The 16,941-nt window shown below is 73.2% G+C and carries 16 protein-coding genes; 6 read left to right on the top strand and 10 right to left on the bottom strand.

Translation table 11 applies throughout. The features are described 5' to 3' along the window. The first annotated feature begins 202 nt into the window (after window positions 1–202). Both ACQ452_RS01935 and ACQ452_RS01930 read left to right on the top strand, forming a co-directional pair. Window positions 203–781: a hypothetical protein gene (locus ACQ452_RS01935; protein ID WP_433389299.1), complete on the top strand. Its 579-nt coding sequence runs from the start codon at window positions 203–205 to the stop codon at window positions 779–781. A gap of 132 nt (window positions 782–913) precedes the next feature. After that, window positions 914–1,450 (top strand): hypothetical protein, encoded by a 537-nt coding sequence (locus ACQ452_RS01930; protein ID WP_433389298.1) that lies wholly within the window; start codon window positions 914–916, stop codon window positions 1,448–1,450. A gap of 16 nt (window positions 1,451–1,466) precedes the next feature. On the opposite strand, the gene ACQ452_RS01925 is transcribed toward ACQ452_RS01930, so the two are convergent. From ACQ452_RS01925 to ssd, 8 genes are all read right to left on the bottom strand, one after another. Further along, entirely contained in the window at window positions 1,467–1,631 is a 165-nt protein-coding gene (locus tag ACQ452_RS01925; RefSeq protein WP_433389297.1) for a hypothetical protein, read from the bottom strand. Window positions 1,632–1,742: 111 nt separating this feature from the next. Next, complete coding sequence (locus ACQ452_RS01920) at window positions 1,743–2,141, bottom strand: Rv3654c family TadE-like protein (protein ID WP_433389296.1); 399 nt, start codon at window positions 2,139–2,141, stop codon at window positions 1,743–1,745. Next, a complete protein-coding gene (locus ACQ452_RS01915) occupies window positions 2,138–2,536 on the bottom strand; it encodes a TadE family type IV pilus minor pilin (protein ID WP_433389295.1) in 399 nt (132 codons plus the stop codon). Before ACQ452_RS01915 ends, ACQ452_RS01920 begins: the two co-directional genes overlap by 4 nt. After that, a complete protein-coding gene (locus tag ACQ452_RS01910) occupies window positions 2,533–2,661 on the bottom strand; it encodes a DUF4244 domain-containing protein (protein WP_208418639.1) in 129 nt (42 codons plus the stop codon). Before ACQ452_RS01910 ends, ACQ452_RS01915 begins: the two co-directional genes overlap by 4 nt. A 65-nt stretch (window positions 2,662–2,726) precedes the next feature. Further along, window positions 2,727–3,512, bottom strand: a complete 786-nt coding sequence (locus ACQ452_RS01905) for a type II secretion system F family protein (RefSeq protein ID WP_433389294.1) — start codon at window positions 3,510–3,512, stop codon at window positions 2,727–2,729. Then, window positions 3,512–4,702, bottom strand: coding sequence for a hypothetical protein (locus ACQ452_RS01900; RefSeq protein WP_433393937.1), 1,191 nt, complete (start codon window positions 4,700–4,702; stop codon window positions 3,512–3,514). The genes ACQ452_RS01905 and ACQ452_RS01900 overlap by 1 nt, the downstream gene beginning before the upstream one ends. A 17-nt stretch (window positions 4,703–4,719) precedes the next feature. Then, window positions 4,720–5,931 carry a TadA family conjugal transfer-associated ATPase gene (locus ACQ452_RS01895; RefSeq protein WP_433389293.1) on the bottom strand — a complete coding sequence of 404 codons (1,212 nt, stop codon included), beginning with the start codon at window positions 5,929–5,931 and terminating at the stop codon, window positions 4,720–4,722. After that, a complete protein-coding gene (gene ssd / locus ACQ452_RS01890; protein WP_433389292.1) occupies window positions 5,928–7,031 on the bottom strand; it encodes a septum site-determining protein Ssd in 1,104 nt (367 codons plus the stop codon). Before ssd ends, ACQ452_RS01895 begins: the two co-directional genes overlap by 4 nt. Before the next feature lie 323 nt (window positions 7,032–7,354). Between ssd and ACQ452_RS01885 the strand changes: the two genes are divergently transcribed. Both ACQ452_RS01885 and ACQ452_RS01880 read left to right on the top strand, forming a co-directional pair. Further along, window positions 7,355–8,206 (top strand): NAD(P)H-binding protein, encoded by an 852-nt coding sequence (locus ACQ452_RS01885; RefSeq protein ID WP_433389291.1) that lies wholly within the window; start codon window positions 7,355–7,357, stop codon window positions 8,204–8,206. A gap of 360 nt (window positions 8,207–8,566) precedes the next feature. Continuing rightward, window positions 8,567–9,373: an HAD family hydrolase gene (locus tag ACQ452_RS01880; RefSeq protein WP_433389290.1), complete on the top strand. Its 807-nt coding sequence runs from the start codon at window positions 8,567–8,569 to the stop codon at window positions 9,371–9,373. A 154-nt stretch (window positions 9,374–9,527) separates the two neighbouring features. Here the strand turns inward: ACQ452_RS01880 and ACQ452_RS01875 are convergent, their stop codons facing one another. Further along, window positions 9,528–10,274, bottom strand: a complete 747-nt coding sequence (locus ACQ452_RS01875) for an oxidoreductase (RefSeq protein ID WP_433389289.1) — start codon at window positions 10,272–10,274, stop codon at window positions 9,528–9,530. A gap of 266 nt (window positions 10,275–10,540) precedes the next feature. Between ACQ452_RS01875 and acs the strand changes: the two genes are divergently transcribed. Both acs and ACQ452_RS01865 read left to right on the top strand, forming a co-directional pair. Beyond that, on the top strand, window positions 10,541–12,505 hold the full coding sequence (acs, locus tag ACQ452_RS01870) for an acetate--CoA ligase (RefSeq protein WP_433389288.1): 1,965 nt from the start codon (window positions 10,541–10,543) through the stop codon (window positions 12,503–12,505). Window positions 12,506–12,771: 266 nt separating this feature from the next. Then, complete coding sequence (locus ACQ452_RS01865) at window positions 12,772–15,561, top strand: immune inhibitor A domain-containing protein (protein ID WP_433389287.1); 2,790 nt, start codon at window positions 12,772–12,774, stop codon at window positions 15,559–15,561. A gap of 122 nt (window positions 15,562–15,683) precedes the next feature. Here the strand turns inward: ACQ452_RS01865 and ACQ452_RS01860 are convergent, their stop codons facing one another. Continuing rightward, window positions 15,684–16,520, bottom strand: coding sequence for an IS5 family transposase (locus tag ACQ452_RS01860; protein ID WP_433389286.1), 837 nt, complete (start codon window positions 16,518–16,520; stop codon window positions 15,684–15,686). Window positions 16,521–16,941 lie beyond the last annotated feature (421 nt).

Raw genomic sequence — 16,941 nt, 5'->3', positions numbered from 1 at the left:
GCTGGAAGCGCCTCGGCTGCGTCGAGGGGCGCCCGACCGCCGGTGGTCCGCACGACCGGGCGGGGGGCGGGTAGCGTGTCGGCTCGGAAGCGCCCCCGACCATGGTGGGCGGGGCCGTGTGCCTACGGGGAAGAGTCGCACGGCCTGTCGGCGGCGCGGTCGAGCTGTGCGACACTCCGGCACCCCCTCGAAGGAGACCTCCATGCACCCCGACAACTTGCAGGCCCAGCAGCAGTTCCACATCCGGCAGCGGATCCGGATGATGGTCAACCAGTACGAGGTCCACGCCGTCGCGCCGGACGGCTCCGAGGCCGGGCTGCTGGCCTTCGCGCAGCAGAAGCGGCTCGCCTTCAAGGAGCAGGTGACGCTCTACACCGACGACTCGAAGCAGCAGCCGTTGCTCGGGTTCAAGGCCCGCCAGCGTCTTGACCTCGGCGCCACGTACGACGTGACCGACCACGCCGGCAACCCGATCGGCCTGTTCCGCAAGGACTTCGCCCAGTCCCTGCTGCGCTCCACCTGGCACGTCGAGCAGCCCGGCCTGCCGCAGGTCACCGGCCAGGAGCGCAGCATGCCGGTCGCGTTGCTGCGCCGGTTCGTCGACTCGCTCTCCTGGCTGCCCTACCACTTCGACTTCGTCGCGGGCGGCCAGCCGGTCTTCTCCGTCATCAAGAAGTGGGGCCTGCGCGACCGGTACGTCGTGGAGATCCAGCACCCGCAGGTCGACCGCCGCCTCGTGATCGCGATGGCCATCGCCCTCGACGCCCTCCAGGGACGCTGATCCGCCCGGGTCGGGGTGTCGCTCCCGCCGCCCCGACCCGGTCCGCCACACCCAACGCCTCACGGCTGGACGGTCTTGCGCCAGGCACTGACTGTTCATCCGCAAACGCGCTCGCCACCTTAGGCTGCCCGCATGTCAGATCCGGCGCCCCACACGCGTTCGGCTCGTCAGCCGGAGTGGGCCTCCGACGACGCGACCGGCGGCAGCACGCAAGAGGTGCAGCCGCCGCCAAGCCTGCCGGACCCAAACCCGTTCACGACAGCGGTAAGGGCCTTCCTTCTGACCTGGCCGCCGACCCTCGTCGTGCTGGTGGCCGCGACAGTCGCCGTGCCCTCGGCGACCGACGACGCTGGCCCCGGTGCGGCAGCGATGTGGGCGCTGGATTTCGCCCTGCTGATCGCGATCGCGGCGTCGGTCAGCACGCTCCGGCACCGCGACCGCAAGCCCGGCGCAGACGGCACGGCCCGGCCAATTCAGCGGGTTCTGCTGCGCGTGGCGGCCCAGGTGGTCTGTGCCTGGCTGGTGCTGGCGCTGCACGGGCTCTCTGTCAGCCAGATCGCCTCGTTGGTGGTCGCGCTCATTGTCGTGCTGAACCTGCTGCACGTGACCGCCGCCCGGCTGTTGCATCGGCGTCGCGGGCGTAGCGGGACGCCGCCCACCCGGGCCTGAACCACTTGCCGCCTTGCTACGCGCCCTCGGCGCCGGCGATCCGGGCCGCCTCTTCGCGCGCCCGGTTCACGATCACCTCCGCCTCCCGCCGCGCGGTGTTGACGAGCTCCTCGGGTTCGCACCGCGCCGCGTCGCAGAGGTCGTCGGCCTGCTTCCCGGCGAGCCTGAGGACCTGTTCCACCCGGGTGCCGAGACCACTGAGCGTGGGACGCGGTCCTCCTCCAGCGCTGGATCAGGCCCTGAGCTTCCGATCCCGGCATGGCGACCTGGCCAACAAGGCCACAGCAGAGGTTCAGCCACGCACCGGGCCGGCGCGGGCGCTGGCCGTCGCCACCCGCGCCACCCTCGGCAGCGGGTTGACGGCAACCTCGACGGTCACCAGGACATCGAGGCCGTCGAGCCGACAGGCGAGCAGCCGGCCACCGTTGGCGGCGGCGATGTCGGCCGCCCGCCCGCAGGCGGCCGCCTCGCCCCACAACCCGCGGCCGGCGCCGGCCAGCGCGCCGAGATCCGCCGCCACCCGGGCCTGTTGCCGGGCGACCCGGGCCGCGCCGACGGCGGCACCGAACGACCCGACCACGACGAACACCAGCCCCACCGCCAGCAGACAGACGGTCGCCCCACCACGCTCCCCCGCGCTGCCGCCCGAGCCTCGGGGCGACCGGTCACCGAAACACCGGCGCCCGCTCACCGTCCACCCGCCGGAGCGCCCGGGACCGGTGTGGCAGCGCCCGCGACCCCGGGTTCGAGGGCCGCGACGGCCGTCGCGGTCACGACGATCCGGGGCAGCCGGGAACCAAGCGCGCGTACGGGTGCCCGAACGGTGGCGACGACGCGCTGACCGTCGAAGTTGACGGTCACCTCGGCACCCACCGGGGCCGCGTCGCCGGCAGCGGGCACCCCGTCGGCGCCCCGGGAGGCGGCGAGCGCCGCCTCCCGGGCCGCGTGCAGGCAGCCCGCTTTCGTGCCGACGGCGTTGACCGCCGACAACCCGGCGAACAGGAGCAGCAGGAGCGCCGGCAGGCCGGCCGCCAGTTCGGCTGTGAAGGAACCACGGTCACGGCCGGCCGACCGGCGCCGGGTCACTTGAGTGCCCGGTCGATGACGGCGGTCAAGGCGGACTGCACGTTGCCCGACGTCAGCACCTTCAGCAGGATTCCGGCGAAGGCGACGGCGGCGAGCGTGCCGACGGCGTACTCGGCGGTGTTCATTCCGGCGTCCCCGCGCAGGCGGGCGAGCAGTTTGCGCACGTTCCTGTCCTTTCCTCAAGGGTTGGTCAGAGCACGTCGCCGAGGACGGCGACGATCACCGGCACCAGGCCGGCGAGAATGAAGGCCGGCAGGAAACAGAGCCCCAGCGGCAGGACGATGAGCACGCCGGCGCGGCGGGCGGCGGCCTCGGCGGCCGTGGACCGGTCGGCGCGCAGGTCGTCGGCGAGCCGGGTCAGCGCGCCGGCCAGCGCGGCTCCGCTGTTCGCGCTGCGCAGCACGGCGGATGTCAGCCGCTCGGCCCCCGGGACCGCCGCGAGCGGGGCCCACGCCTCGGCGGGGCCGCCGCCGAGCCGAAGCAACCGGCCGACCCGGGCGAGCCGCTCGGCGAGCGGCCCGTCGAGCGCCTCCGCCACGGCCTGGATCGACCTGTCCACCGGCGCTCCCGCCCGCATCGCCGCCGCCAGCAGGTCGGCGGCCAGTGGGAGATCGGCCGCCTCCCGCAACCGCCGGTTACGCGCCGCCGGCGGCTCGATCCGGCGCAGCAGCCGGTCGAGCAGCAGCGCCGTCGGCGGGGCCGCCACCGCGCCGGGCCAACCGCCGACGACGACGGCCACCGCGACGCCACCCAGACCCGCCGCGACGCGGATGACGTCGGGCCGCCGCCGGGACCGCCCGGCGTCCGTCGCGCCGTCTTCGGCACCGCCTGGAGCGGTCGGGGCCGCCGGGTGTGCGCCGACCGGTGCCCTCCGCAGCGCACGCAGCCGGCGCAGGGGCCGCCGGCCCGCCGCCACCATCGCGGCGAGCAGGACCGCCACCACCACCAGGCCCGCGGCCAGCGCTGCCCGAGGCATCAGTTCACCCGTCCCGGCGTCGCGCCGAGCCGCTCGGCCCAGAACAGTCCCGTGACCTGGAGGGCGACGGCGACGAGCGCGCACACACCACCGACGGGGGTGTGCAGCAGCACCGCCACCGGATCGACGCCGATGCCGTATCCGAGCCCGATGCCGCCGAGTGGCAGGGCGGCGAGCAGCAGGGCGGTGGCCCGCGCCCCGGCTGCCTGGGCGTCCGCCGCAGCCAGCCCTCGGTCGCTGGACCGGGCGTCCGCCTCGATCCGTTCCAGCAATTCCGCCAACGGCGCGCCCGTCCGATCGGCGAGACGTACGGCCGCGCGGGCGAGTAGATCCAGTCGCCCGGTCCCGCCGTGCTCGTCGTCGGCCGCCGTGTCGTCGCCGGAGGACCCACCGGTTCGCGGCGGCCCGGGGGTGAGCCGCTCGGCGGCGACCGGCACCGGCAGCCCGGCCCGAAGGTCCGCCGCCAGACCGCAGAGCTGGTCCAGCCGGTGCCGCCGGGCCCGCACGGCGTACCGGCCGGCGTGCCGTCGCAGCAGCGCACGAGCGGCCAGCGTGCCGTAGGTGCCGACGGCCACCGCCGAGACCGGGCCGGCCAGCAGCAGTCCGGCGCCGGCACCGATCGACGCGGCGAGCAGCAGGGTGCGTCTGGGCGAGCGCGCGAGCGCGTCCGAGCGCGTCCACCCCGGTCGTCGGTCCCCGTGCACCGGGCCGGTCGACGCGCCGGGGCGTCGGGGTGGGGCAGCCGTTCCGCCGGGGCGTCGGCCGTCCCGCCGTGAGGGGGGCCGCAGCCGAGCGGGATCTGCGCCCTCGGGTCGCCCCGGCCCCGCCGCGCCACGGTGCCCGCCGGCCGGCCAGGCCGACCGGTCCGCCGTGTCCCGGAACGCCCACCCGTCCGCGCCGCCCGGCCCGCGCCCACTTGAGACGGCGTCGCCGACCGGTGCCGACGGTTTCTGCCGGTCCCGGAACTCGTCGGGTGCGCGGTCGCCGAACGGCGGACCCAGCGGTTCCGCCCGGCCCGGGTGGGGCCGGCCCAGGGCACCGTGACCGGGGATCCGGCGCAGCTCGGCGATCCACTCGACGAGCGGGTCCTCCGCACCGGTAACGCCGGCGGCCAGCACGCCCCGCCGGATCCGGCCACCGCGCAGCACCCCGACCGCCAGCACGGCCGCCAGGGCCACAAGCAGCGTCATCAGCGCGTACGGGGTGCTCACTTCGGCCCCGCCGACCCGGGCCACGGTTCGGTCAGCACCGGCGGCACCGGTACGGCCCGTTCCCGCAGCAGTGCGGCGAGCGCCCGCGCGGCGACGTCCGGGCCGTGCCCGCGTACCCACGCGGGAACCGCGGCGACCAACCGGTCCGGGCCCTCCGGCAGGAGCAGGCAGACCGACTCCAGCACCCGCCCATCGGTGCCCCGGCGCACCTGGAGCAGCACCTGCAACGCGGCGGCCACCTGTGCGTGCAGCGCGGGGCGGGGCAACCCGCCGAGCATGCCGAGGGCCTCCAGCCGCGCCGGCACGTCCGACGGGGCGTTGGCGTGCAGGGTGCCGGCGCCCCCGTCGTGGCCGGTGTTCAGGGCGGCCAGCAGGTCGACCACCTCCCCGCCCCGGCACTCGCCGACCACCAGCCGGTCGGGCCGCATCCGCAGGGCCTGCCGCACCAGGTCGGCCAGCCGTACCGCGCCGGAGCCCTCCACGTTGGCCGTCCTGGCCTGCAACCCGACGACGTGCGGATGCCGGGGCCGTAGCTCGGCCGCGTCCTCCACCAGCACAATCCGCTCGGTGGCCGGCACCAGCCCGAGCAGCGTGTTCAACAACGTCGTCTTGCCCGAGCCGGTGCCGCCGGTGACCAGGTATGCCAGCCGGGCCGCCACCACGGCGGAGAGCACCGGCGCCACCGGCCGGGGAATCGTCCCCTGACTCACCAACTCGTCGAGGGTGAAGGGGCGCTGCCGGAAGGTCCGCAGGGACAGGTAGGGCCCGTCGGTCGCCACCGGCGGCAGCACCGCGTGCAGCCGGGTGCCGTCGGGCAACCGGGCGTCCGCGTACGGCGAGCCGTCGTCGAGCCGCCGGCCCACGGCGGCGGTGAGCCGCTGCGCGAGCCGGCGTACGTCGTCCACGGTGCCGAGCGGCACCGCGACCTGGTGCAGGCCCTGCCCCCGGTCCACCCAGACCCGCACGCCGTTGACCAGCACGTCGGTGACCTCCGGGTCGGCCAGCAGCGGGGCGAGCGGACCGGCTCCCACCAGGTCGTCGTGCACCTGGTCGGCCATCCGCAGCACGGCGGTGTCACCGAGGACGGCCGCGGCGGGCTCCGCTCGTACGGCCGACACGATGGCGGCGGGGGTGACCGGGGCCGCCGCCGCCGCGATGCGCTGGCGCACCCGGGCGGCCAGGCTGTCGCCCTCGGACGGCCCCGTCATGCCGCACCCGCCACCGGTGTGCCGGTCAGCTCCGCGACGAGCCGCTGGCAGAGCGCGGCCAGCGGTCCCCGGCCGTGGGCGGCCGGGGCCTCGCCCCGCTCCAGCCCACGGGCCAGCGCCGGTTCCGGACGAAGCGTGCCGGTGAGCGGCAGTCCCAGGGCCCGCGCCACCTCCGCCGCACCCAACCGGCCCGGAGCCGGACCACGCACGATCACCGACATCGCGGCGCAGTGCGGGGCAGCCATCGCCACCACCCGCGCCGCCGCGGCGGTGGCCCGCAGCTCGGCCGGGACCACCACGTAGACCTGGTCGGCCGCCTGGAGTGCGGTGACGGCCGCGTCGTCCAACTGCCGGGGCAGGTCCACCACCACGAAATCCCGGCCCCGCCGGGCGGCGTCGACAGTTGCCGCCATCGCCTGCGCGGGCAGGGCGAGCAGGTCGCCCCGGTCCCACGAGAGCACCACCAGGTCGCCCCGGCTCGGCAGGGCACGCACCAGCGCTGGCGGGTCCACCCGGCCGTCGGCACCGGTCAGCGCCGGCCAGCGCAGCCCCTCCAACTGCTCCCAGCCGAGCACCAGGTCGAGCCCGCCGCCGAGCGGATCGGCGTCGACGAGCAGCGTGCGCAGCCGGGCCCGGGCGGCCGTGACGGCCAGCCCGCCGGCCAGGATGCTCGCCCCGGCACCGCCGCGCCCGCCCAGCACGGCGACGATCCGGGCGTCACCGCCCCCGGCGCCCTCCGGCCCGCACTCGGCGAACCGGTCGACCAGCCACGGCTCGGCTGCCGGCAGCGTCGCCACGTGCTCCGCGCCGATCAGCTCCGCGACCTGCCAGCCGGGGTCGAGCTCGCCGCAACGACCGACCAGCACCACCCGTGGCCGCTGCGGCAGCCGCGCCCGCAGGCAGGGCTGGGCCTGGTCGGCGCCGAGAAGCACCAGCGGGGCGGGCAGCCAGCGGGTGCGGGCCGCGGCGGGGTCGGCGGCGAGTTCCACCTCGACGCCGCCCGCCGCGGCGAGTCGGAGCAGGTCGTCGAGCAGGTCGCCGTCCGAGGTGACGAGCAGCGGCAGGCGTCGGTGTGGCGGGACGGAGGTACGGGGTGCCATCGAGGCCTCCAGCGGTCGGGCTCGGGGTTGCTGACCGAGACCCTGCTCGGGCACCGCCCTCGAACACCGCCCCGCCGGCAGCGCCTGTGGACAACCGGGTGCCCTGTGGACAACGCCCGCCGGGCGAGTCGATCTGCTATGCGGCGGGTACGGACGGTTCCCGCCGCCGCTGGCCCGCTCGATCCGATCGGCCGGTGACGCCCGTACCGAGCCCGCTTCGGGAGTTGGCACAGCGCCCGACGGACGCGCCGGCCGGCGCTTGACCTGAACCTCGGTTGACATCCGAGGATCGGGGCATGGTACGACGACAAGCGGAAGCTCCGATGACACAGCGCAGAATCCTGGTTACCGGCGCGTCGGGGAAGGTGGGCGGCGCGGTCGTGACCCAGCTGCACGCGGCGGGCGTGCCCGTGCGGGCGCTGGTGAGACGGGAGGCGCACTTCCCGGCGGGGGTGCGGGCGGTACGCGGCGATCTCGGTGCCCCCGCATCGCTGGACACGGCTCTGGAGGGCGTCGATACGGTCTTCCTGGTCTGGCCGTTCCTGAGCGCCGAGGGCGCGTCGGACGTGCTCGACACGATCGGGAAGCACGCCCGACGGGTGGTGTACCTGTCATCCCAAGGGGTCGGGAGCAAGGACCAGGAGCCGGGCGACGCGATCACCAGTTTCCACGCGGAGCTGGAGCGGCTGACCGAGGCATCGGGCTTGGAGTGGTCGGCGCTGCGGCCCACCGGGTTCGCGAGCAACACGCTGGGCTGGGCGGAGGACATCCGCACCACCGGTGTGGTGCGGGCGCCGCTGGCCAGGCTGGCCCGCCCGCTGATCCATGAGGCGGACATAGCCGCAGTCGCCGTACGGGCACTGACGACCGACGACCTGCTCGGCGCCCGCCCGCTGATCACCGGCCCCGAACTGATCACCCAGGAGCGGCAGGTGGCGCTGATCAGCGAGGCGATCGGGCGGCCGGTGCGGTTCGAGGAGATCGCGCTGGACGAGGCCATCGAGCAGATGACGGCCGCGGGCTACCCGGCGGAGCTGGTGGAGGCCGTGTTGCCGGCGCAGGCGAAGATGATCGACAGTCCGGAGCCGGTCAACGATGAGGTGCAGCGCATCACGGGCACCCCGGCCAGATCCTTCCGGGAGTGGGCGGCAGATCACGCGGCGGACTTCCGCTGAGGGGACGTCGACAACGCGAGGACGCGCAGAAAGGGGACGACCCCCGTCGGGGGGATGACGGGGGTCGCCGGAGGTCCGGCTCCGGGGGGGTCGAGCCGAACCCACTCGGCGGTCACGGGGGGTGCGACCGCCGAGGGTCTGCCTGTTGAACGAGAGGTGAACGCTCGTCGCGTCGACAAGTCTGCCTGAGCGGACCTGCATACGTCGAGTGGCGGCGTCTCCACTCTGTGCGAAATCAGATTCACAGAGTGTGACGCTCGTCACGATGTGTAGGGGTGAGGGGATCGGCCCGTGGCTCCTAGGGGTTGTCGGGCCCCGGGCACCCGCCGACCATAGACCATCCGGCTAGACTTTCGCGCCGTGGGCCGAAGCGCCGCTTTCTTCGATCTGGACAAGACCGTCATCGCCAAGTCGAGCGCCCTGGCGTTCGGTCGGCCGTTCTACCGGGACGGCCTGATCACCCGGCGTGACGTGGTCAAGTCGGCGTACGCGCAGCTGATGTTCCGGCTGGGCGGCACCGACGAGCAGACCATGGCCAGGACCCGGGACTACCTGGCCGCGCTCTGCAAGGGCTGGCCGGTGGAACAGGTCCGCCAGATCGTCGCGGAGACGCTGCACGAGCTGATCAACCCCTACGTGTACGCCGAGGCCGCCATCCTGATCGAGGAGCACCAGGCGGCCGGCCGGGACGTCGTCCTGGTCTCCGCGTCCGGCGAGGAGATGGTCCGGCCGATCGGCGTGCTGCTCGGGGTCACCGACGTGATCGCCACCCGGATGGGCGTGGTGGACGGCCGCTACAGCGGCGAGGTCGAGTTCTACGCGGCCGGCCCGAGCAAGGTCGACGCCGTCGGCGAGCTGGCCGCCGAGCGCGGCTACGACCTGGCCGACTCGTACGCCTACTCCGACTCGTACAGCGATCGACCGCTGTTGGAGTGCGTGGGGCACCCCTCGGTGGTCAATCCGGACCGGCAGCTACGCAGGCTCGCGATCGAGAACTCCTGGCCGGTGCTGGAGTTCCGGCACCCGATCCCCCTGGGCCGGCGGCTGCGGGAGCGCCCGGCGGTCCCGGTCGCCGCCGCGGCGCTGGGAGTGGGCGTCGGCGTCGCCATCGGCATCGCCTGGTACGGCCGCCACCGCCGCACCCGCACCGCCCCCGCGCCCGCCTGAGCCGCGGGTAGGGCGGCCCCGCCCCGACGCCCGCCCCGCGAAGCCCGGCAGGGCAGCCGGACGGACCAGACCGCCGCACAGGCCGGGGAGCCGGACGGACCAGGCCGCCGCACGGGCCGGGCAGCCAGGACCAGGATGCCGGGGGGCCGACGGGTCAGGCCGCCGCGAGGACCTCGTCGCCGATGGTGCCGAGCTGGTCGGCGCCGACCTCGACCGCCGCCATGTAGTGGCGCAGCCAGGAACGCAGGCCGTCCGGGGTGCCGGTGGCGAACGCGCCCGCCGCGCCCACGTACTCGGGCTCGCGCTCCTGGTGGCCGACGTCCACGGCGAGCAGGCCGCGCGGGTCGAGCCCGCTGGCGAGCAGCACCAGCCGGGCGGCGCCCCGGGCCACCAGGCCGGAGGGGCCGGCGAAGGGGCGCAGGTTCAGCAGTTCGCCGTGCACGACAGCGGCGAGCACCAGCGGCGGGACCCTGGTGCCGCCGGCGACGAGCCCGGCCAGGGCGTCCAGCCGGGCGGTGACGACCGGGTCGGCCACCGGCCGCCCCAGCTCGGCCTCGCCGACGATGTCGCGGGCGGCGAGCACGTGCAGCCGGGCCAGCGCCTGGCGGGGGGCCTTCGGCCACAGCTCGGACAGCCCGGGCAGCGCCCCGGCGACCCGCAGCGCGCCCTGCACCACCGGTTCGGTCACCGTGCCGGCGCGCACGGCCTCGCGCTCGCGGGCGTACCCCTCCAGGGCCGCGCTGGCCACCGCGGACCGGAGGCTGACCTCGGCCGCGACCTGGCCGCCGTGCCGGCGCAGCGCGCGGTGGCCGAGTGCCTGGTCGAACCGCTCGCGGGCCCGCTCGGCGGCGGGGGCGACATCGGCGAGCGCGAGCAGCGGGGCGAGCGGGTCTGCGGTCACCCCGTCACGCTATCGACTGCCCGGGGCGATCCGCCGACGAGCCGCCCGGAAGCGACCGTCGACACCTCGCGGCTCGCGTCGGCGGGGCCCTTCGGTCGGCAGATCGCGTCGCCACGGTGTGCCGGCCTGCGCGGTCGGTGCCGTCCGGCGCGCGACCGGGGCCGCTCGGCGCGCACCGCAGGGACCAGCGGTCGCCCGTGCCGGCCGCCCGGACTAACCTCGTGCCCTAGAGAGACGCAGGTCACCGAGGGACGAGGGAGCACGGCATGAGCGAGGCATTGGCCAACTTGCTGAACGAGACGCGCCAGTTCCCCCCGCCGGCCGGGCTCGCCGCGAACGCCAACGTCACCGCCGACGCGTACGCGGAGGCCGACGCCGACCGGCTGGCGTTCTGGGAGCGGCAGGCGGGCCGGCTGACCTGGGCGCGGCAGTGGGACGAGGTGCTCGACTGGTCGAGGCCGCCGTTCGCGAAGTGGTTCGTCGGCGGGCAGTTGAACGTGGCGTACAACTGCCTGGACCGGCACGTCGAAGCCGGGCTGGGCGACCGGGTGGCCATCCACTGGGAGGGCGAGCCGGGCGACACCCGCACCGTCACGTACGCCGACCTGCACCGGCTGACCTGTCAGGCGGCGAACGCGCTGACCGACCTGGGCGTCACCGCCGGCGACCGGGTGGCGATCTACCTGCCGATGGTCCCGGAGGCGGTGGTCGCGATGCTGGCCTGCGCCCGGATCGGCGCCACGCACAGCGTGGTGTTCGGCGGTTTCTCCGCCGACGCCCTGTCCAACCGGATCCAGGACGCCAGCGCGAAGGTGGTGATCACCGCCGACGGCGGTTACCGCCGGGGCAAGCCGTCGGCGTTGAAGCCGACCGTGGACGCGGCGGTGGCGAGCTGCCCGTCGATCGAGCACGTGCTGGTGGTGCGCCGCACCGGCGAGGACGTCGCCTGGACGGGCAGGGACCGCTGGTGGCACGAGACGGTGGAGACCGCGCCGACCGAGCACACCGCGCAGCCGTTCGACGCCGAGCACCCGCTGTTCATCCTCTACACCAGCGGCACGACGGCCCGCCCGAAGGGCATCCTGCACACCACCGGCGGCTACCTGACCCAGACGGCGTACACGACGCACGCGGTCTTCGACCTGAAGCCGGAGTCCGACGTCTACTGGTGCACCGCCGACATCGGCTGGGTGACCGGGCATTCCTACATCGTGTACGGCCCGCTCGCCAGCGGCGCCACCCAGGTGATGTACGAGGGCACCCCGGACACCCCCCACCAGGGCCGGTTCTGGGAGATCGTCGACAAATACAAGGTGAGCATCCTCTACACCGCACCGACCCTGATCCGCACGATGATGAAGTGGGGCGAGGACATCCCCGCCGGCTACGACCTGTCGTCGCTGCGGCTGCTCGGCAGCGTCGGTGAGCCGATCAACCCCGAGGCGTGGATGTGGTACCGGCAGCACGTCGGCGGGGGCGAGCTGCCCATCGTGGACACCTGGTGGCAGACCGAGACCGGGGCGATGATGATCGCGCCGCTGCCCGGCGTGACGGCGACGAAGCCCGGTTCCGCGATGACGCCGCTGCCCGGCATCGTCGCCGACGTGGTCGATGACCAGGGCCAGTCGGTTCCCAACGGCGGTGGCGGCTACCTGGTGCTGCGTGAGCCGTGGCCGTCGATGCTGCGCACCATCTGGGGCGACGACGACCGGTTCATCGACACGTACTGGTCGCGGTTCGAGGGCATGTACTTCGCCGGGGACGGGGCGAAGAAGGACGACGACGGGCACATCTGGCTGCTCGGTCGCGTCGACGACGTGATGCTGGTGTCCGGGCACAACATCTCCACCACGGAGGTGGAGTCCGCGCTGGTCTCCCACCCGTCGGTGGCCGAGGCGGCGGTGGTCGGCGCGACCGACCCGACCACCGGGCAGGCCATCGTCGCGTTCGCCATCCCGCGCGGCACCACTGACATCGTCGGCGAGGCCGGCGAGAAGCTGATCGCCGACCTTCGCGACCACGTGTCGAAGACGCTCGGCCCGATCGCCAAGCCCCGGCAGATCATGCTGGTGCCGGAGCTGCCGAAGACCCGCTCGGGCAAGATCATGCGCCGGTTGCTGCGGGACGTCGCGGAGCACCGCTCGCTCGGCGACGTCACCACGCTGCAGGACTCCTCGGTGATGGACCTGATCTCCTCCGGCATGGGCGGCGGCAAGTCCGACGAGGACTGACGGCAGGCGTACGACCCGATGGGTGACGGTCCCGCGCGGGCCGTCACCCATCGCCGTTTCTTACTGACGGGCGACGGACCGGGTACGTGCTGTCACATCGGTCGGTCGGGTGAGCCGCGAGAAGCTGAACGGTCACAGGCGGGCGTCGGCCCTGTCGTTCGCCGCCTTTCTGTTTTAGGTTCACGCACGTCGGGTCGGTTCGATGGCCGTCACTGTCATGCGGGCCGGCGCGGCGTCCTCCTCCCATGCCCGAGAAACGGAGCGGCATGAACAGAAAACCGCAGTCCGGGTCGCGTCGACGCCTGTTCGTCGCGCTGCCCGCCATCGCTCTCGCCGCGGCGTCGCTGACCGTGCCGGGCGGCGCGGTGGCGGCGGAGCCCGGCCCCACCCGAGCCACGATCGGGGCGGACGAGCACTACATCAACTACGCGGAGCCCGCCGTCCAGCCGGACAGCAGCGGTCGCGAGGTCAAGGGCAAGGGCGGCGTCTACGCCCCGGCGGCCGACGAGGCGCGCGCCTACGACCGCAAGCACGCGCGCGGCAACCCGGTCGCGGCCGAGCAGCTCGCCAGGCACGAGGCCAAGTCGATCATGACGGGCAAGAGCCCGCGGCAGATCAAGAAGGCCCCGAGCACCCAGACCGCCACGCTGCTGACCCTGCTGGTGGAGTTCAACGACCAGGCCAACGACGACTTCACCGGCGTCATGGTTCCCAGGACGGTCTTCGAGGACCGGACCTGCGTCCCCGGCACCGTGCAGAACGGGCCGAAGCACAACAAGATCCCGAACCCGGCGAACCTGCCGCACGAGGACAACAACTCGATGTGGGTGCCGGACTTCTCGCCCACCCACTACGACAAGATGCTCTATTCGAAGAAGGGCATCACCGAGCGGGTCCGCAAGGACCTGAAGGGCCCCGACGGCAGGCGGGGCGTCGACCTGACCGGCCGCACGATGCACAACATGTACCTGGAGATGTCCAAGGGCGCGTACACGGTCGACGGGCAGGCCAGCCCGTGGGTCACCGTGCCGCACTCCGAGGGCTGGTACGCGGCCTCGCGCTGCTTCCAGGACGAGAACGGCAACTGGGTCCCCGGCCGCCAGCAGTCGATGAACGGCCACCCGGACAACCCGCAGGGCGCGGGCCGGCTCGCCACCGACGCGATCGGCGCCCTCGCGCAGGCGGACCCGAACTTCCCGTGGGCCGACTACGACATCGAGGACCAGGGCGACCGCGACGGCGACGGCAACCTCTTCGAGCCGGACGGCGTGATCGACCACCTGGTGCTGGTGCACGCCGGGCAGGGCAAGTCCCGCGGCGGCGGCGCCGAGGGCACGTACGCCGTCTGGGCGCACTCGTCGACGGTCACCGGCGGCTACACCATCCCCGGCACCAACCTCCAGGTCTCGAACTACATCGTGCAGCCGGAGGACGCCGGCGTCGGCGTCTTCGCCCACGAGTTCGGCCACGACCTGGGCCTGCCGGACCTCTACGACACCTCCGGCAACGCCGACTCCGACGTCGACTTCTGGGACCTGATGGCCTCGGGCTCGCACTCGGGTGAGATCTTCCAGGCGCTGCCGACGCACATGGGCCTGTGGGACAAGTGGGTGCTCGGCTGGGCCGACCCGCTGACCTTCGCGCCCGGCTCGAAGCCGCGTGCCGTCCAGCTCGGCCAGACCTCGCGGACCCCGCGCGGCACCGAGGACGGCATCAAGGTCGACCTGCCGGACAAGGTGATCACGCTGGCGACGCCGCACAGCGGCGCGAACATGTGGTACTCGGGCGCCGACCAGGACTGGGCGGACGTCAAGATCACCCGTCAGGTGGCCGTGCCGGCGGCGGCCGACGCGAAGTTCTGGATGTGGAACAACTACGTCATCGAGGCCGACTGGGACTTCGGCTTCGTCGAGCTCTCCACCGACGGCGGCGCCACCTGGACCGAGCAGAAGGTCTACGACGCGGCCGGCAACCTCGTCACCACGAACGACGGCTACGCCGACCCGAACGGCCGGATGGTGGACTTCGGCAACAAGAAGTACGGCCTGACCGGTGACACGCACGGCTGGCGGCACGACTACGTCGACCTGTCGGCACACGCCGGGCAGACCGTGCAGGTCCGGCTCCGCTACGCCACGGACGAGGCGTTCGCGGAGCGCGGCTGGTTCGCCGACGACTTCTCGGTGACCGGCGGCGGCGCCACCACGTGGAGCGACGACGTCGAGGGCGGGGCCAACGGCTGGACGGCGACCGGCGGCAGCTTCGTCGACACCACCGGCCAGGGCTGGCACATCGACACCGGCACCTCGACCCAGGCGCACTACTACCTGGCCGAGTGGCGCAACTTCGACGGCTTCGACAAGGGCCTCAAGTACACCTACGACACGATCTACTCGCGCGACGCGTGGAAGGTCGACCGGGTCTCCTACAACGCCCCGGGCATGCTGGTCTGGTACCGGGACACGGAGCGGGGCGACGTCAACCACACCACGGCGCAGATGACCGCGCTGCCCAGCTACGGCGCCAAGGGCGGTCTGCTGATCGTCGACTCGCACTTCGACCCGTACCGCCGCAAGGGCGAGGCGGCCGTGAAGGACCCGTCGGTGCTGGACAACCTGCCCAGCCGCCCGCAGTCCGCGAACGCGGCCTTCTCGCTGAAGCCCACGTACCCCTTCAAGGAGTGCCTGGAGGCGGCGGACGAGCCGTACAGCGAGTACTGCACCAGCTTCGGTCCGCAGGCGCCCGTGAAGGGCTTCACCGACGCGAAGACCTGGTACCCGGGCATCGAGATGCGTGACGGCTCGCCGTACGCGCGGGACAACGACGCCTCCGTGGTCATCCCGTCGAAGGGCAACGCGCCGTACACGACCCGGGTCACCAACCCGGACGGTACGCCGGCGACGTCCTACTACGGGGTCAGCCTGGGCAGCGGCATCGTGCTGGGCACCGGGAACCCCGGCGACCAGGGTGTGTCCTACGGCGTCACCATCACCATCAAGCGCGCCGCCCGGGACAACTCGTACGCCACGGTGTACGTCACCCCCGCGAGGAACTGACCCCAGGGTCGGCCGAACGGAAAACGGGCGGGGCCCGTCCGGAGAGCGGTCCGCTCTCCGGACGGGCCCCACCCTCCGCACAGTTCACCAAATCCCGTGTAAGAGCGCGTTTCACATTGCTGTCAGTCGGGCGTGTTGAAGGTACGGCGTTGTTGGCGGGTGGCGGCTTCGCCTCGGGTGAGGCGGCGGAGCATGCCGCCGAGGGCGGCCCATCGGATCATGGCCTCGGACGTTGCGCGGTGGGTTTCGTAGTCGCGGGCTAGGCGGCGGTGGGCGGTGATCCAGGCCAGGGTCCGCTCCACGACCCAGCGGCGGGGGTGCACGACGAACCCTTTCTGGTCGGCGGGTTTGCGGACGATCTCGACGGTGGTGCGTAGCAGGTCGCGGGCCCAGTCGACGAGGCGGCCGGCGAAGCCGGAGTCGGCGAATACGTGCCGGATCGGGGTCGCTGCGTAGGTGGCGAGCAGGGCGCCTTTGGCGCCGTCGCGGTCCTGCCAGGACGCGGCCAGGACCCAGACAGTGACCAGCAAGCCGAGGGTGTCGGTGACGATGAACCGCTTCCGGCCGTTGATCTTCTTCCCGGCGTCGTAGCCGCGGGAGTCGCGGGGCACAGTGTCGGCGCCTTTCACGCTCTGGGAGTCGATGATCCCGGCCGTCGGTTCGGGCTTGCGGCCGTGAGCCACCCGGATCTGCTCGCGTAGTTCGGTCAGGATCCGCTCGGTCACACCCCGGTTGTTCAGCCGGTTGAAGTGCGCGTACACGGTCTGCCACGGCGGGAAGTCGACCGGCAGGTACCGCCACGCGCAGCCGGTGCGCACCACGTACAAGATGGCGTCGATGATGGCCCGGCGGGGATGTTTTTCTGGTCTGCCCATCCACTGCGGGGACGGCAGCATCGGCTCGATGATCTCCCACTCGGCGTCGGTCAGGTCAGACGGGTACCGCCGCACTCGATCCATGCCTGTCTACCGACCGAGCTACGTCCATCGACCGGACCCACTGTGCGACACGCCCGGCCGACCCACAAACCAAACGCGCTCTTACGCAGGAAGGAGACGAACCATCGCTCAATCGCCCGAGACGAATTGGTCCGTAAAAAATGTGATGCGCGCAATTCGCACTCGAGGGTGGGAGTCTGCTGAGTTGCCGCGCGAGCAGTCGGGGGCCTGCCGCCGGATGTAGGGCAGCGATAGACAAGAGTTCATGCTGGCCGAAGCGACGCGACCTCCAGCGCCGACTACGGGCAGCGCAGTGAGGAGCGGGTCATACCCGCAATGACGCTGTTACATGGGCATGGGCCCCTCGCCGTGCGCCCGCCTCGTCAACATCCTGTCCAGACCAGCGCGAAACCATCAATCCTATCCCACTCCGATCGCCGTT

Source organism: Micromonospora sp. KLBMP9576, assembly GCF_050941805.1.
Taxonomy (GTDB): Bacteria; Actinomycetota; Actinomycetes; order Mycobacteriales; family Micromonosporaceae; genus Micromonospora.
Note: the sequence above shows the minus strand (reverse complement) of the source record. Positions and strands in the feature narration are given on the sequence as shown.

Excerpts from the sequence above, each read along its gene's own strand:
- ACQ452_RS01935 (WP_433389299.1), top strand. The coding sequence starts at position 203 with ATGCACCCCGACAACTTGCAGGCCCAGCAGCAGTTCCACATCCGGCAG.
- ACQ452_RS01930 (WP_433389298.1), top strand. The coding sequence starts at position 914 with ATGTCAGATCCGGCGCCCCACACGCGTTCGGCTCGTCAGCCGGAGTGG.
- ACQ452_RS01910 (WP_208418639.1), bottom strand. The coding sequence starts at position 2,661 with ATGAACACCGCCGAGTACGCCGTCGGCACGCTCGCCGCCGTCGCCTTC.
- ACQ452_RS01905 (WP_433389294.1), bottom strand. The coding sequence starts at position 3,512 with ATGCCTCGGGCAGCGCTGGCCGCGGGCCTGGTGGTGGTGGCGGTCCTG.
- ACQ452_RS01900 (WP_433393937.1), bottom strand. The coding sequence starts at position 4,702 with ATGACGCTGCTTGTGGCCCTGGCGGCCGTGCTGGCGGTCGGGGTGCTG.
- ACQ452_RS01895 (WP_433389293.1), bottom strand. The coding sequence starts at position 5,931 with ATGACGGGGCCGTCCGAGGGCGACAGCCTGGCCGCCCGGGTGCGCCAG.
- ssd (WP_433389292.1), bottom strand. The coding sequence starts at position 7,031 with ATGGCACCCCGTACCTCCGTCCCGCCACACCGACGCCTGCCGCTGCTC.
- ACQ452_RS01885 (WP_433389291.1), top strand. The coding sequence starts at position 7,355 with ATGACACAGCGCAGAATCCTGGTTACCGGCGCGTCGGGGAAGGTGGGC.
- acs (WP_433389288.1), top strand. The coding sequence starts at position 10,541 with ATGAGCGAGGCATTGGCCAACTTGCTGAACGAGACGCGCCAGTTCCCC.
- ACQ452_RS01865 (WP_433389287.1), top strand. The coding sequence starts at position 12,772 with ATGAACAGAAAACCGCAGTCCGGGTCGCGTCGACGCCTGTTCGTCGCG.
- ACQ452_RS01860 (WP_433389286.1), bottom strand. The coding sequence starts at position 16,520 with ATGGATCGAGTGCGGCGGTACCCGTCTGACCTGACCGACGCCGAGTGG.